General features: G+C 70.1%; 14 protein-coding genes. 6 read left to right on the forward strand and 8 right to left on the reverse strand.

All coding sequences use genetic code 11. The features are described from left to right. The first annotated feature begins 21 nt into the window (after positions 1-21). The 3 genes from QWI33_RS01755 (at position 22) to QWI33_RS01765 (ending at position 3707) form a co-directional block, all read left to right on the forward strand. Positions 22-747 carry a RibD family protein gene (locus QWI33_RS01755; RefSeq protein ID WP_289954249.1) on the forward strand — a complete coding sequence of 242 codons (726 nt, stop codon included), beginning with the start codon at positions 22-24 and terminating at the stop codon, positions 745-747. Positions 748-941: 194 nt separating this feature from the next. After that, on the forward strand, positions 942-2690 hold the full coding sequence (locus QWI33_RS01760; RefSeq protein WP_289954251.1) for a BCCT family transporter: 1749 nt from the start codon (positions 942-944) through the stop codon (positions 2688-2690). A 54-nt stretch (positions 2691-2744) separates the two neighbouring features. Next, positions 2745-3707: a quinone oxidoreductase family protein gene (locus tag QWI33_RS01765; protein WP_289954252.1), complete on the forward strand. Its 963-nt coding sequence runs from the start codon at positions 2745-2747 to the stop codon at positions 3705-3707. Between the two features lie 3 nt (positions 3708-3710). Here QWI33_RS01765 and QWI33_RS01770 read toward each other — a convergent pair whose 3' ends face one another. After that, entirely contained in the window at positions 3711-4718 is a 1008-nt protein-coding gene (locus QWI33_RS01770; protein WP_289954254.1) for a GlxA family transcriptional regulator, read from the reverse strand. 112 nt (positions 4719-4830) lie between these two features. Here QWI33_RS01770 and QWI33_RS01775 point away from each other — a divergent pair, with 112 nt between their 5' ends. Beyond that, entirely contained in the window at positions 4831-5757 is a 927-nt protein-coding gene (locus QWI33_RS01775) for an NADP-dependent oxidoreductase (protein ID WP_353895370.1), read from the forward strand. A 316-nt stretch (positions 5758-6073) separates the two neighbouring features. On the opposite strand, the gene QWI33_RS01780 is transcribed toward QWI33_RS01775, so the two are convergent. From QWI33_RS01780 to hisF, 3 genes are all read right to left on the reverse strand, one after another. Next, on the reverse strand, positions 6074-7858 hold the full coding sequence (locus tag QWI33_RS01780; protein ID WP_289954257.1) for an ABC transporter ATP-binding protein: 1785 nt from the start codon (positions 7856-7858) through the stop codon (positions 6074-6076). Continuing rightward, on the reverse strand, positions 7855-9723 hold the full coding sequence (locus QWI33_RS01785; RefSeq protein ID WP_353895371.1) for an ABC transporter ATP-binding protein: 1869 nt from the start codon (positions 9721-9723) through the stop codon (positions 7855-7857). Before QWI33_RS01785 ends, QWI33_RS01780 begins: the two co-directional genes overlap by 4 nt. 413 nt (positions 9724-10136) lie before the next feature. Further along, positions 10137-10901, reverse strand: coding sequence for an imidazole glycerol phosphate synthase subunit HisF (gene hisF / locus QWI33_RS01790; protein WP_289954261.1), 765 nt, complete (start codon positions 10899-10901; stop codon positions 10137-10139). A gap of 151 nt (positions 10902-11052) precedes the next feature. Between hisF and QWI33_RS01795 the strand changes: the two genes are divergently transcribed. Both QWI33_RS01795 and QWI33_RS01800 read left to right on the forward strand, forming a co-directional pair. Continuing rightward, positions 11053-11466 (forward strand): hypothetical protein, encoded by a 414-nt coding sequence (locus QWI33_RS01795; protein ID WP_289954263.1) that lies wholly within the window; start codon positions 11053-11055, stop codon positions 11464-11466. Between the two features lie 20 nt (positions 11467-11486). After that, on the forward strand, positions 11487-12197 hold the full coding sequence (locus tag QWI33_RS01800; RefSeq protein ID WP_289954264.1) for a TetR/AcrR family transcriptional regulator: 711 nt from the start codon (positions 11487-11489) through the stop codon (positions 12195-12197). Positions 12198-12270: 73 nt separating this feature from the next. Here the strand turns inward: QWI33_RS01800 and QWI33_RS01805 are convergent, their stop codons facing one another. From QWI33_RS01805 to QWI33_RS01820, 4 genes are all read right to left on the reverse strand, one after another. Beyond that, on the reverse strand, positions 12271-12681 hold the full coding sequence (locus tag QWI33_RS01805; RefSeq protein WP_205323911.1) for an SCO5389 family protein: 411 nt from the start codon (positions 12679-12681) through the stop codon (positions 12271-12273). A 128-nt stretch (positions 12682-12809) separates the two neighbouring features. Beyond that, positions 12810-13778, reverse strand: coding sequence for an ATP-binding protein (locus tag QWI33_RS01810; protein ID WP_289954270.1), 969 nt, complete (start codon positions 13776-13778; stop codon positions 12810-12812). Positions 13779-13955: 177 nt separating this feature from the next. Next, complete coding sequence (locus QWI33_RS01815; protein ID WP_289954271.1) at positions 13956-14852, reverse strand: amino acid ABC transporter permease; 897 nt, start codon at positions 14850-14852, stop codon at positions 13956-13958. A 13-nt stretch (positions 14853-14865) separates the two neighbouring features. Further along, complete coding sequence (locus QWI33_RS01820; RefSeq protein WP_289954273.1) at positions 14866-15522, reverse strand: amino acid ABC transporter permease; 657 nt, start codon at positions 15520-15522, stop codon at positions 14866-14868. Positions 15523-15608 lie beyond the last annotated feature (86 nt).

Genomic DNA, 15608 nt, shown 5'->3' on the forward strand with positions numbered 1-15608 from the left:
CATCGTGGGATTCTCGGGGGCATGGAGCGCCCTTATGTGATCGTTTCGGCCGCGATGAGCATCGACGGCTTTCTCGACGACGTCTCGCCCGAGCGGCTGATGCTGTCGAACGCGGCGGACTTCGACCGGGTGGACGCGGTGCGCGCGAGCGTCGACGCGATCCTCGTCGGGGCCGGGACGGTGCGCGCGGACGACCCGCGGCTGCTGGTGCGGTCGGCGGAGCGGCGCGAGGAGCGGGTGGCGGGCGGGAGCCCGGCGTCGCCGCTGCGGGCCGTGATCTCCCCCTCGGGGCGGCTCGAACCGGGCGCCAGGCTCTTCGACCGAGCCGCGGACGACGCGGCCGGGCCGGTCGTGGTGTACACGAGCACCGCAGGGGCCCGGACGTTCCCGCTCGGGCCGGACGCGGACGAGTTCGGGCCGGCGACGTGGCCGGAGGGGTCGGTGCATCCGGAGGTGGTGGCGGTCGGCGACAGTGGCGTGGCGCCCCTCGCGGTCCTGGAGGACCTGGCGCGGCGCGGCATCGAGCGGGTCCTCGTGGAGGGCGGCGGGATCGTGCACACCGCGTTCATGTCGGCCGACCTGGTCGACGAGGTGCACCTGGCGGTCGCGCCGTTCCTGCTGGGGAGCGCGGGCGGGCCCCGGTTCGTGCACGCCGCGGCGTTCCCCCAGTCGCCCGAGCGGCCCCTGAAACTGGTCGAGACGCGGGCGATCGGAGAGGTCGCGCTGCTGGTCTACCGGCGCGACTGACCCGCGGACGCAGCTGATCGACCTGCGCGACCGATCGACTCGCACGGCCGATCCGCCTGCACCACTGGTCCGCCTGTACGAGACGGTCCGCCTGTACGAGAGCGCGGCGCGGCGTGGCCGAATCGGGCGGACACGCGCATTTCGTCACTTATGGTGACTGAAGCGCCACTCCACCAACGAACGGAGCCCGTCCGATGGCAACGACCGCGACGCCGCCCACCGACCCCGGGGAGACCCCGCCGCCCGCCGCGCCCGTCGATGCGGAGGAGCGCCAGACGACCTACCCGGTCGACCGGCCGGTGTTCTGGATCAGCGCCGTCGTCATCCTCGCCGTCATCGTCTTCGGCGCGGTCTACCCCGACCAGTTCGAGACCGGCTCCACCGCCGCCCTCAACTGGGTCATCGTCAACTTCGCGTGGCTGTTCATCATCGCCGGCAACATCTTCGTGGTCCTCGCCGTCTACATCGCCGCCAGCCGTTTCGGCGCCATCAAGCTCGCCGCGAGCACGGACGAGGAGCCCGAGTTCGGCACCCTCCCGTGGATCTCCATGATGTTCGCCGCCGGCATGGGCATCGGCCTCATGTTCTACGGCGTCGCCGAGCCCCTGGCCCACTACTTCGACGCGCCCCCGCCGCTCGAGCTCGACCCCGCCTCCCCCTTCTTCAACGACCAGCTCACCGAAGGCGCCCTCGTCTACTCGTTCTTCCACTGGGGACTGCACCCGTGGGCGATCTACGCCGTCGCCGGCCTCGCCCTCGCCTACTCGACGTTCCGCAAGCAGCGCGGCAACAACATGAGCGACGCGTTCGCGCCCCTCACCGCCGGGAGGCGCTGGGGGCCCGTGACCGGCAAGGCCATCGACCTGCTCGCCGTGTTCGCCACCGTGTTCGGCACGGCCGCCAGCCTCGGCCTCGGCGCCCTCCAGGTCGCGGTCGGCCTCGAGATCGTGGTCGGCGTCCCCGAGTCGACCCAGCTCGAATTGGTCGTCATCATCGCGCTCACCGCCGCGTTCGTCGCCTCGGCGTTCTCCGGCGTCCACCGCGGCGTCAAATGGCTCTCCACCACGAACGTCGTCCTCGCCCTGTTCCTCATCGTGTTCGTGTTCTTCGCCGGCCCGACCCTGTTCATCCTCGACGCCTGGCCCAACGCCATCGGCGGCTACCTCTCGGAGCTCGCCGGCATCTCCAGCGCCACCGGCGCGTTCGGCGGCGGCGAGTGGCTGGGCACCTGGACGATCTTCTACTGGGCGTGGTGGCTCTCCTGGGCGCCCTTCGTCGGCACCTTCATCGCCCGCATCTCCCGCGGCCGCACCATCCGCCAGTTCATCGTCGGCGTCCTCCTCATCCCCTCGGCCGCCTCCACACTGTGGTTCGCGATCCTCGGCGGCACCGCCCTGTGGCAGCAGAACCACGGCGAGGACTTCAGCGAAGCCGTCGCCATGGGCGAGGAGTACTCCCTGTTCGCACTCCTCGAATCACTCCCGCTCTACAGCCTGCTCTCAGGCCTGTCCATGGTCCTCGTCGCCATCTACTTCGTCACCGGCGCCGACTCCGCCTCACTCGTCCTCGGCTCGCTCTCCAGCCACGGCTCCCTCGCCCCCAAGAAGCCGCTCGTCGTCTTCTGGGGCGCGACCATCGGCGCCGTCGCCGCCGTCCTGCTGCTCTCCGGCGGACTCCAGGGCCTCAAGAACGCCACGATCATCGTCGCGCTCCCGTTCGTCGTCGTCATGCTCCTCCTCTGCGTCTCGCTCATGAAGGAGCTCGCCACCGACCCGGCCGGGCACCCGCTGCGGCACCAGCTGCGGCACAAGGGCTTCCGCGAGGCCATCCGCAAACTCGTCGGCGAAGAGGTCGACTCCCGCACCGCGAACCCCAACAGGTGGAGCCGCAGCCGCGTGCGCTTCGGCGTCGGCAACGGCAAGCGCGGCGGCACAGAGGAGTAGCCGGCGCCGGGCGCTGCTATTTTATGGGGTGACCCTGCGGCGGAAGGAAACCCCATGAAGGCGATCGTGGTCGAGCAGACCGGCGGGCCGGGCGTCATGCGAGTGCTCGAAGGCGAGGACCCGGGCCCCCGCCCCGGCCAGATCGCCGTCAAGGTCGCCGCCGCCGGCGTCAACTTCATCGACGTCTACCACCGCACCGGCGCCTACGGGCTCCCCCTGCCCTTCACCCCCGGCCTCGAAGGCGGCGGCTACGTCGCGGCCATCGGCGCCGGCGTCACCGGCTTCACCGTCGGCGACGAGGTCGCCTGGAAGAGCGTCCCCGGCTCCTACGCCGACCTCGTCATCGGCGACGCCGACCAGTTCGTGCTCGTCCCCGAGAAGGTCGCCGTCGAGACCGCCGCCGCCGTCATGCTCCAAGGCCTCACCGCCCACTACCTGTGCACCACCGTCCACCCCGTGCAGGAAGGCGACACCGTCATCGTCCACGCCGCCGCCGGCGGCATGGGCCTCCTCCTCACCCAGATGGTCAAATCCAAAGGCGGCAAGGTCATCGGCACCGTCTCCACCGACGCGAAAGCCGAACTCGCCCGCCAGAACGGCGCCGACCACGTCATGCGCTACGAAGGCTTCGGCGCCAAAGCCCGCGAACTCACCGGCGGCGAAGGCGTCGCGGCCGTCTACGACGGCGTCGGCAAGACCACCTTCAGCGAAGGCCTCACCGCACTGCGCCGCCGCGGCGTCATGGCACTCTTCGGCCAGGCCAGCGGCCCCGTCCCGCCCGTCGACCCCCAGGACCTCCACCGCGGCGGCTCACTCGTCCTCACCCGGCCCACCCTCCACGATTTCACCGCCACCCGCGAGGAGTACCTCTGGCGCTCGAACGAGGTCTTCCAGATGATCGAGGACGACGACCTCCTCGTCCGCGTCGGCGAGACCTTCCGCCTCGAAGAGGCCCCCGAAGCCCACCAGGCCCTCGAAGCCCGCAAGACCACCGGGAAACTCCTCCTCATCCCCTAGCCGCTACTGCGCAACGGACATGTTCGACCGCTCGCGGAACGTGCGCCGGTACGCCGACGGCGACACCCCCAGCACCGCCCGCAGATGCTGGCGCAGCGACACCCCCGTGCCCAGGCCCGCGCGCTGCGCGATCTGGTCCACCGTCAGCTCGCTCGACTCCAGCAGCCGCCGGGCGTGCTCGACCCGCTGGCGGGTGAGCCACTGCGTCGGGCTCTGCCCGGTCTCTTCCCGGAACCGGCGGGTGAAGGAGCGGCGGCTCATCCGCGCCCGCCGCGCCAGATCATCGATCGACAGCGGATGGTCGAGGTGCTGGAGCGCCCATTCGCGCACCCCGGCGGTGCTCACCCCGGTCTCCTCGGGCACGGGCCGCTCGATGAACTGCGCCTGCCCGCCCTCGCGCCACGGCGGCACCACGCAGCGGCGCGCGACCGCGTTCGCGACCTGGCTGCCGTGGTCGCGACGCACCAGGTGCAGACACAGGTCCACGGCAGCACCGGCGCCCGCCGAGGTGAGGATGCGGCCCTCGTCGACGAACAGCACGTCCGGGTCCACCCTGACCTTCGGGTGGCGCTCGCTGAGCAGGTCGGTGAGCATCCAGTGCGTGGTCGCGGCACGGCCGTCGAGCAGGCCCAGGTGGGCGAGGACGAACGCGGCGCTGCAGAACGAGACGATCCGCGCCTCGGGCCGGATGCGCGCGAAGGCCGGCTCGAGCCCGGCGAGCAGGTCGGGCACCTCGCACGAGGGCCCGCCCGTGGGGTCCACAGTGGCCACAATGACGGTGTCGGCGCTGGCCAGCAGCTCGGGTCCGTGCTCCACATTGATCGTGTACCCGGCGGTGGCGCGGACGGGGCCGCCGTCGAGGGAGCACACGCGCACGTCGTAGCGGCGGGTGCCGTCGGCGCGGCCGGCGGCGGCGAAGACGCGCTCGGGGATGCCGAGGTCGAACGTGATCACGCCGTCGAGGGCGAGGACCGCGACGCGGTGGGGTGCGGCCGCACTGGATTCCGTCATGGCCCGATTCTTTCACATAACGGCCTTCAGGCCGCTAGGCGAGGATCCGCCTGCGGCGAAGACTAGGGGGCACCGAAAGGCCACTGCCAGAAAGGAAACCGCCATGACCACCATGCGCGCCATCACCCAGAACGCCCTGGGCGGATCCGAAGTCCTCGAACTCGTCGAGGTCGAACGGCCCGAACCGGCCATGGGAGAGATCCTCGTGAAGGTGCACGCCGCCGGCCTCAACCCGGTGGACTGGAAGGTGCGGACCTACGGCGCGCTCACCGGCGCCCCGGCCCCGTTCACCGTGGGCTGGGACGTCTCGGGCACCGTGGCAGCCGTCGGCCCTGGCGTGCAGCTCTACCGGGTCGGCGACGAGGTCTACGGCATGCCGCGGTTCCCGCACTTCGCCGGCGCCTACGCCGAGTACGTGACCGCGCCCGCCCGCCACTTCGCGCCCAAGCCCGCCGGTCTCAGCCACGAGGAGGCCGCGGCCCTGCCGCTCGCCGCCCTCACCGCCTACCAGTCCCTCGTGGACGTCGCGGATCTCCAAGCGGGCCAGAGGGTCCTCATCCACGCCGCCGCGGGCGGCGTCGGCCACCTCGCGGTCCAGATCGCGAAAGCCAAGGGCGCGTACGTGATCGCGACCGCCAGCGCCGCGAAGCTCGAGTACGTGCGGGGCATCGGCGCCGACGAGGTCATCGACTACACGGCCGGCGACTTCACCGAGCAGGTGAGCGGGGTCGACGTGGTCCTCGACGGCGTCGGCGGCGACTACGCCGCCCGCTCTGCTGCGGTGGTCCGCGACGGCGGCCACCTCGTCATCCTGCCGAGCGCGGCGGAGCTGCCCGCATCGGAGCTGGCCCGGATCAACGCCGGCTTCAACATCGTCGAACCCGACCTGGGCGGGCTCAAGGCGATCACCGCCCTGGTGGAGGCGGGACAGCTCAAGCCGACGGTCGCCGAGACCTATGCCCTTGAGGACGCGGGCAAGGCCCACGAGTCCCTGGAGCCGGGCCGCACGATCGGCAAGATCGTGCTCACCGTCGTCTGACCAGTTGTCCACAAGCCCTTCACCAGGCAATAAAAGTGCTGCTCACGAAGTTATCCACAGGCGGAAAACTCTTGTTGCCGCTCGACTACCCCACGTGTTGTAGTAGATGGCAAAAACGCCATCGGGCACCAGCGGGATGGCGGCGACACCAGGGGATTCGCGAACGTCGCCATACCGAGACCGCGCGCGGGAAGCCACCCGCGCGCGGTCCCCGCCAGGTGCCACACCCCTCCGCCTCCGCGGAGGCCGCGCGTGGCGGTCGGGCCCAACCCGACCGCCACGCCGCAACACCAGTTCAGTTCAGATAAGACTCGACTCAATTCGAGCGGGTCTGCTCCACCCAGGAGCCGTGCAGCCCCGCATAGACCGAGCCGGGCTCGGCGGCGAGTTCGGCGTGCGGGCCGTGCTGCACCAGGTTCCCCGCGTCGAAGACCAGCACCTCGTCGGAGGTCTCGGCCGTCGACAGGCGGTGCGCGATGATCACCGTGGTGCGCCCGCGCGTCACGGCATCGAGCGCGGATGAGAGCCGCAGTTCCGTGGCCGGGTCGACGGCGCTCGTGGCCTCGTCGAGGACGAGCAGGTCCGGGTCGGCCACATAGGCGCGCACCAGCGAGACCAGTTGGCGCTCGCCCACACTCAGGTTGGCGCCGCTCTCGCCCAGCTCGGTGTCGAGGCCGGCCGGGAGCGTCTCGAGCCAGTCGTCGAGGCCCAGTTCGGCGAAGGCCACATAGATCTCCGCGTCCGTCAGGTCGGGCCGCGCGAACCGCACGTTGTGCGCGAGGGACCCGTTGAACAGGAAGCCCTCCTGGGGCACCATCGTGACGCGCCCGCGCAGCGACGCGAACGTGACACTGGTGAGCGGCACGCCGCCGATGAGCACGTTCCCCGAGGTCGGGTCCATGAGGCGGGTCAGCAGTTTCGCGAACGTGGTCTTGCCCGAGCCGGTCTCGCCGACCACGGCGACCTTCGTGTGGGCCCGGATCTCGACGTCGATGCCGTGCAGCACCTCCTCGCCGCCGGGGTACGCGAAGCGCACGCCCTCGAAGCGGACCCCGAGGGGCCCTTCGGGAAGGGCCACGCCGTCGACCGGGTCGGCGACGTCGGGCTCGGTGTCGACGATGTCGAGCACGCGCCGCCAGCCGGAGACCGCGTTCTGGGCCTCGTTGAGCGTCTCGGTGCCGATCACCACCGGCTGGGTGAAGAGGATGACGAGGAACAGGAACGCCGTCAGCTCGCCCACGGTCATCGACCCGTCGGCGACGAGGAACGCGCCGAGGACCACCACGACCACGTTGACGCCCAGGTAGACCAGCTCCCCCGCGCCGAATGAGAACGCCGAGCGGCTGATCGCGCGGGTCTGGTCGCGCCGGTGCTCGTCGATCGAGGCGTCGAGCCGCTCGCTCGTGCGCGCGCCGACCCCGTACGCGCGCACCGTGCCCGCGCCGACGACCGACTCGGCGACGGCAGAGAGCATCTTGGACACGCTCTTGCGCACGTCCGTGTAAGCGGCGGCCAGGTGCCCCTGGAGCCACTTGATCAGCCAGGTCACCGGGATGAACACGATCCACACCGCGATCGCCAGCTGCCACGAGTAGACCGCCATGACCACGGTGGCGACGACGATCTGCGCCGCCGCGGTCACCAGCACCATGCCGCCCTGCTGGAGGAACGTGCTGACCTGGTCGATATCGGTCGTGACCCGCGCGGTGAGCGCGCCGCGCCGCTCGGACTGCTGGTGCAGCATCGACAGGTCGTGGATGTGCCGGAACGTCCTGCGCCGCAGCGAGGCCAGCGCGTGTTCGGAGACGACGAACAGGCGGCGGTTCATGAGGTAGTTCGTGCCGGTGGTGACGAGCAGGGCGGCGACGCCGAGGGAGGCGACGAGCATGACGTAGCCGATGTCGGGTCCGCCTTCGCCGAGGAGGCCTTTGTCGAGGACCTGCTGTGCGCCGATGGGTACGACGAGGCGGCCGACCGAGGTGACGGCCGCGAGGAACACGGTGAAGCCGAGGCCGCGTCGCAGTTCGGGTGAGAGCCGCAGGCCGCGTTTGACGGTCTGCCACGGGCCCGGCTGCGTCTGGGGTGCTTCCTGGGCGCTCACGCCGTGGTCTCCTCTTCGTTGTGCTTGGTGCCGTTGAAGTCGGTGTCGCCGAGGTCGGTGTCGTTGAATTCGCTGTCGAATTCGCGTTCGGCTTCGGCCCGCTCGTAGGCGGTGACGAGGTCGGCGTAGGGCTGGTGGGTTTTGAGGAGGTCCTGGTGGGGGCCGCGGGCGGTGATGCGGCCGTTCTCGAGGAAGACGACTTCGTCGGCGAGGGCGATGGTGGCTCTGCGGTAGGCGACGACGAGGACGCTGGCGACGTCTGCGGAGTCTTTGAGGCCGGTGAGGATCTGGGACTCGACTTTCGGGTCGACGGCGCTGGTGGCGTCGTCGAGGATGAGCATCCGGGGTTTGCCGGCGAGGGCGCGGGCGAGGGTGAGTCGTTGGCGTTGGCCGCCGGAGAGGGTGGTGCCGCGTTCGCCGACTTCGGTGTCGAGGCCGCTGGTGTCGGGGTCGCCGGTTTCGGTGGTGCTGGCGAGGGCGGCGACGAATTTTTCGGCTCCGGCGGCGATGAGGGCGTCCCAGAGTCGGTCGTCGGTGAGTCCGGGGCGGTCGAGGGCGAGGTTGGCGCGGACGGTGTCGTCGAAGACGAACGGGATCTGCTGGACGAGTGCGGTGGTGCGGGCGAGGCTCGCGTGGGTGAGGTCGCGGAGGTCGTGGCCGTCGAGGGTGACGGTGCCGCGGGTGGGGTCGACGAGGCGGGCGGCGAGGTGGGCGAGGGTGGATTTGCCTGATCCGGTGGCGCCGACGAGGGCGACGGTGGTGCCGGGTTCGACGGTGAAGGTGACTTCGTGGAGGGCTTCGTGGCCGTCGGGGTAGGCGTAGGCGACGGCGTTGAATTCGAGGCGGGCGGGGGTGGTGGTGTCGGGGAGTTCGTTGTCGCCGTAGGCCATGTCGCCGGTGGCGGAGAGGACGTGGTCGACTCGGCGGCGGCCGACGACGGAGCCGGGGAGGTCGCCGAGGACCCAGCCGATGGCGCGGACGGGGAAGGCGAGGACGGAGAACATGAAGGAGACGGTGACGAGTTGACCGAGGTCGATGGCGCCGGCTTCGAAGCGGGCGAGGCCGACGAGGAGGGCGACGAGGACCCCGATTTCGGGGAGTCCGGAGATGGCCGGTTCGAAGGCGGCGCGGAGGCGGCCGACGCCGATCATGGCGTCGCGGAGGTCCTCGGCGGTGGCGGTGAAGCGTTCGGTTTCGGCGGCTTCGCGTCCCATGGCTTTGACGACGAGGGCGCCGTCGAAGGATTCGTGGCCGACGGCGGAGACTTCGGCGCGCAGTTCTTGGGCGCGTTTGGCGCGGGGGGCCATTTTGGTGGCGAAGAGGGCGTTGAGGGCGAAGAGGGCGGGGAACATGCCGAGGGCGACGAGGGCGATGGCCCAGTCGATCCAGAGGAAGGCGCCCATGGCGACGATGACCATGAAGAGGGTGCCGACTGCGAAGGGGAGTGGGGCGAGGGGGCGGGTGGCGGCTTCGACGTCGGCGTTCGCGTTGGAGAGGAGGGTGCCGGTGGGGTGTTTCTGGTGCCAGGAGACGGGGAGGGCGAGGTAGCGGCGGGTGATCTGGCGGCGCCAGTGGGCTTGGACGCCGAACATCATGACGCCGGCGCCGATGCGGCGGGCGCACATGGTGGAGAAGCGGATGATGGAGGTGCCGACGAGTGCGGCGACGCCGATCATGACGGTGCCGAAGACGACTTCGCCGTTCTCGTAGGCGGGGACGGCGATCGCGGAGACGACCCAGCCGACGACGAAGGAGAGGAATAGCGTCATCGCGGTGTTGGCCATGGCTCCGGCGGCGCCTACTGCGAACGGTTTGGGTTCGAGGCGGATCATGTCGCCGATGTTGCGCAGTCCTTGGCGGAGGATGCGGTCGTCGGCGGGCTGGTCGTCGAGGGACGACGGTGTGTCGGCGCCGGTGGGCAGCGTCATCGGGTCTCCGGTCGGTGGGTACGGGCGCCAGCCCTGGGAAGCGCTGGCTAGCCGGTCGGCAAGCAACCGCTAGCAATCATGCCTCGCGCCTGCGGCAGTCGCCAACCGCAATTCCACCGGGCGGCATCGAACGGCATGGTCACGCACGGTTCAGTGTCGGTCGACAGACTGTCGTACCCCTAGGTCAGGGTAGATACCGGGGGCCCATCAGTGTCCGATTTGCCGGGACGCTCCGCTCACATTCGCGGCGCCGATCCGCGGCGGCCGAACTTGTCGTACCCGTCGGGCAGGGTTGATGCCGGGGGCCCGTCGATGTCCGATTTGCGGAGACCCTCCGCTCGCGTTCGGCCTCAGCGGACCGGGTGGCCCGCGTCGCGCAGTTCCTGCTTGACCTCGCCGATCGCGACGTCGCCGAAGTGGAAGATCGAGGCCGCGAGGACCGCGTCGGCGCCGGCGTCGACTGCGGGCGGGAAGTGGGCGGCCTTGCCGGCGCCGCCGGAGGCGATGAGCGGGATGTCGACGGCGGCGCGCACGGCGGCGATCAGCTTGAGGTCGAAGCCCTGCTTCATGCCGTCGGAGTCGATGGAGTTGAGCAGGATCTCCCCCGCCCCGAGTTCGGCGGCGCGGGCGCACCATTCGACGGCGTCGAGGCCGGTGGAGCGCTTCTGGCCGCCGTGGGTGGTGACCTCCCAGCCCGATGCGGTGTCGCGTCCGGAGGCGACGTCGGCGGAGAGGACGAGCACCTGGTTGCCGAATCGTTCGGCGATCTCGGAGATGACTTCGGGCCTGGCGATGGCGGCGGTGTTGATGCCGACCTTGTCGGCGCCGGCGCGCAGGAGGCGGTCGACGTCGTCGGGGGTGCGGACGCCGCCGCCGACGGTGAGCGGGATGAAGACCTGCTCGGCGGTGCGGGCCACGACGTCGTACATGGTCGCCCGGTCTCCGGATGAGGCGCTCACGTCGAGGAAGGTGAGTTCGTCGGCTCCGGCGGCGTCGTAGGCGGCGGCCAGTTCGACCGGGTCGCCCGCGTCGCGCAGGTTCTCGAAGTTCACGCCTTTGACGACTCGCCCGGCGTCGACGTCCAGGCAGGGGATCACACGCACCGCAACAGTCACGCGGCAAGCCTACAGGCGCCGCCTCGCGTGTCGTCCGCCATATTTCCGAAACGAACTTGAACATGTTCAAGACGCCGGTGTAGCGTGAGATCAGAAGTTGAACATGTTCAACTCAAGCCAGCAAGTACCCCGCACAGAACGGAGCACTGCCATGGACCTGGCAGTCATCGGCTACATCGCCTACCTCCTCGTCGCCATCCCCCTCACCGTCTGGGTCGCCCGCACCCTCGGCGCCAACGGCTTCCACTTCATCAAGGACGTCTTCGCCGGCGACGAGCAGCTCGCCCAGGCCGTCAACAAGCTCCTCCAGGTCGGCTTCTACCTCCTGAACTTCGGGTTCGTGGCACTGTGGCTGCGCACCGCCGACCCCATCCCCGACGCCCGCGGCGTCTTCGAGACCGTCGCCGTCAAGATCGGCGCCGTACTCCTCGTGCTCGGCGTCCTCCACGTCCTCAACGTCCTGGTGCTCAACGGCTTCCGCAAGCGCGGCCACGTCGACGCCCGCGCCCTCGCCACCCTGGAACCGCCGCGCCCGCCGCAGCGGCCGCAGGCGTACGGCGCCTGAACCGCAGTAGGATCGCCTGCGTGAGCACCGAAGCCGAGGCCTCCGACGCGTCCGCCCGCCCCTCCTCGAAGGGCGAGCGGACGCGTCAGCGCATCATCGACACCGCGCTCGACATGTTCGCCGAACGCGGCTACGACAAGACCACGATGCGGGCGATCGCCGCCGAGGCCGGTGTCTCCGTGGGCAACGCCTACTACTACTTCAAGTCCAAAGAGCACCTCATCCAGGGCTTCTACGAGCAGGCCACCACCCGCCACGCCGAGCTCACCCCGCGCCTGCTCGACGGCAAGGAGACCCTCGCCGAGCGGATCGAGGCGGCGCTGCTCGCCTGGCTCGACATCGCCGGGCCCTACCACGCGTTCGCGGGCCAGTTCTTCCGCAACGCCGCCGACCCGTCCAGCCCGCTGAGCCCCTTCTCCGCCGACTCCACCGAGAGCCGCGACCGGGACATCGCGCTCTACCGCGAGGTCCTCGAAGGCTCGAAGACCAAGGTGCCCAAGGACATGGCGGACATCCTGCCCGAGATGCTGTGGCTGCACCAGATGGTCGTGGTCCTGTACTGGGTGTACGACGCCTCGCCCGGCCAGGAGAAGTCGCGCGAGCTGGCCCAGCGCACCGCCCCGCTCGCGGCCCGCGTCGTCGCCCTCTCCCGCCTGAAGATCCTGCGGCCCCTGGTGAAGCAGGGCGAGGAGCTCGTGCGGGACTTCCTCATCACCAGGCGCCCCGAGTAGACGCGAAACGGGCCGGCGGGACGAGTGTCCCGCCGGCCCGTTCAGCCGGTGCCGCAGCGCAGTGGCGCAGAGGTCAGCAGTCGCGCAGTTCCGGCGACTGGTTGAGGAGCTGCCCGCGGGGGGAGATGAACTTGCGGTACGTGTCCGAGTCGACCTCCGCCAGCGGGAACGCCGCGATGCGGTGGCAGTTCTGGAAGGCGAGCTTCACGCCGTAGTGGCGTTCGAGCGCGCCGCGCATCGAGTCCGAGGCGAGCACCCGCAGCAGCTGCCCGCGCGACTGCTCGTCCGGCGGCGGGGTGGTGTTGTCGGCGAACTGCGTCGAGCCGCTCGACGAGACCACCCCGTTCTTCAGGTCGTTGACGACCTTGGCGATGAGCTCCCATGCGAACGGCAGCGACTGCTTGACGCAGTCGATGAAGTCGGCGTCGCCGACCTCCCCTGCCTCGGCCTTGTGCAGCAGGTCTTCAGAGACGTCAAGGGACATGCGTTCTCCTCTCGGTTCGAATCGGTTCATTGTGCTCGGTCCCGTGACCCTCCGCTGTCGGGTAGTCGACGCAGAGGGGTCCCGGAACCCGAGCCGTCCAGAACGCGCCGCACGGCGCTGTGCGGCGGTCAGACGTGTTGCGCGCGGAGCAGGTGCTCCCCGAGGACGTACCCGGGCACGATCTGGTCGGCCAGGTCCACCCCGGCGCGGTCGTTGCCCCAGGCGAGGGCGGCCTTGCGGTGGAAGTCGTGGGCCTGCCGGGTGAACTTGGCCCAGTCCTTGCCGTCGGTCGCGGCCCGCTCGCGGGCGGCGTCGATGACGGCGAGGTTCTCGGGTTCGAGGGCGCCGACCGGGCCGACGGTGCCGCGCTCGGCCGCCTTGACGTACCGGGAGCGCGTGCACCAGCCGATGAGGGCGTCGCCGACGTGCTCGCGGAGGAACGCGATGTCGTCGTCGTCGTCGATCTTGTTGCCGATGACGGAGATGCGGACGTCGTAGTCCTCGGCGTAGCCCAGGTACTGCTTGTAGACGCCGACGCTGCGGAGGGTGGGTTCGCAGACGAGGAAGGTGTGGTCGAAGCGGGTGAACATGCCGGAGGCGAAGGCTTCGGCGCCGGCGACCATGTCGACGATGACGAACTCGTCGGTGGTGTCGACGAGGTGGTTGAGGAGGAGTTCGACGGCGCCGACCTTGGAGTGGTAGCAGGAGACGCCGAGGTCGTCGTCGACGAAGCCGCCGGTGGCGGCGAAGCGGATGCCGTCGTGCTCGGTGAAGAGGGTGTCGAAGACCGGGTTGGATTCGCCGACGGTGAGCAGGCGCGAGCCGGGCCCGGGCGGGGTGGTCTTGAGCATGAGGTCGGCGCTGGGGATGAGGGGGTTGCTGCCGCGGAGGTAGTCCTTGATGCGGTGGAGGTGCTCGCCGAGGACGGGTCCCATGGCGGCGGCTTCGGGGTCGAGGCCGAGCGCGGCGGCGAGGTGCTGGTTGATGTCGGCGTCGATGGCCATGACCGGGTGTCCGAGAGCTGCTGCGCGGCGCGCGAAGAGCGAGGCCATCGTGGTCTTGCCGGAGCCGCCCTTGCCGACGAAGGCGAGTTTCATGCTGTGGTTCCCCCACCAATTGAAAATGGTTGTTGATTTCAAATGGAGCGTAGCAGGGCCCGAATGTGCTTGCGCCTCATATTGGTCGGTGGTACGGACGGTGCCTGTTGATGCTGCTGGGTGCACTGAGGGCCCCGTCGCGCTGATGCGACGGGGCCCTCGGTGATGCGTGACGCGCTACTCGGCGACGGCGGTCGCCTCGATCTGCCGCACCCGCGCCAGCGGGGCCGCGGTCTTCGTGCGCATGCGCCGCTCGACGACGACCACCAGCTTCGAGAGCGCGTAGGCCATCACGAAGTAGATGAGCGCGGCGATGATGAGCGCCTGCAGATAGGAGTTGCCGTAGTCGTGGCCGACGATGTTGGCCGAGTGCAGCAGCTCCGGGTAGGTGATCACGGCGCCGAGCGAGGTGTCCTTCAGCAGGATCACCAGTTGCGCGAGCACCGCCGGGAGCATGTTGCGCACCACCTGCGGCAGCACGACCAAGCGCTGCACCTGGCCGTGGTTCAGCCCGACCGCGTACCCGGCCATGGCCTGGCCGGGCGGCAGCGCCGCGACGCCCGCCCGCAGGATCTCGGCGAGGACCGCGCCGTTGTAGATGCCGAGGCCCAGCACCAGGAACACCAGCCGCCGCGTGTCGCCGTCCCAGCCGAACGTCTCACCGGTGAATCGGAACGCCCCGTCGATCGTGAAGGAGATCCAGATGAGCAGCACCAGCGGGAGGGAGCGGAAGAACTGGACGTAGCCGGTGGCGGCCCAGCGGGTCAGCGCGAACCGGGAGATCCGGCCGAACCCGAAGACGACGCCGAGGATGATCGCCAGGACCGAGCCGAGCGCGAAGGCCAGGAGGGTGTTGAGGATCGCCGGGATCCAGGTGTTCTGGACGACGAGCACGTCCAGCGGGTTGGCCCAGCGAGTCTCCTCGAAGAAGCCGTCCCGGGCCAGTGTCAGTGCGCCCCAGCCCAGCAGGGCCAGGATCACCGCGCCGGAGACGATGGAGGCGATGAGCGAGCGCTGCCGGCCCTTGGGGCCGAGCGCGTCGAACAGGACCGTGCTTTCTTGCTGTCTGGTCATGAGTCACCCGCCTTCATCGGACGAACGCGGCGCGCCGCTCGGCGAGCCGGACGAGGTAGCTGAGGACAAAGGCGATCGCCAGGTAGCAGACGGTCACGCTGATCGTGACGCCCCACAGGTCGTACCGGGACTGGGGGTCGTCGATCAGGCCCCGCGAGGTCGAGTACAGCTCGGTGATGCCGACCGCGTACACGAGGGCGCTGTTCTTGACCAGGGCGATCAGGAGCGACCCCAGCGGCGGGATGACCGCGCGGAACGCCTGCGGGAGGATCACGTTCTGCAGCGACTGCCCGAAGGTCAGGCCGATCGAGCGGGCCGCCTCGGCCTGCCCGAGCGGGATCGAGTTGATGCCGGACCGCAGGGTCTCGCCGGCGAACGCCCCGGTGTACATGCCCAGGCCGAGCAGGCCGACACCCCAGGAAGTGGTCTCGATGCCGATGGACGGCAGACCGAAGTACATGATGAACAGGACCGCCAGGAGCGGCACGTTGCGGAACAGCTGCGTGTAGGCGTTCGCGGCCCAGCGGGCCGGCGCGGCGGGGCTCACGTGCATGACCACCAAGACCATGCCGATCGCGAGCGCGATGGCGTAGCTGGCGAGCGTCACGACCACGGTGATGCGCGCGCCCTCCAGCAGGGCGTCGGCCATCGAGGCGAAATTGTCGAACAAGCGGACTCCTCCATAAGGCGGGCGGGGGGGGGGGGGGGGGGCGCGGCCCCCCCCCCCCCCCCCCCCCCCGCCCGCCCCCCCCCCGG

This window comes from Glycomyces tritici (assembly GCF_030403505.1).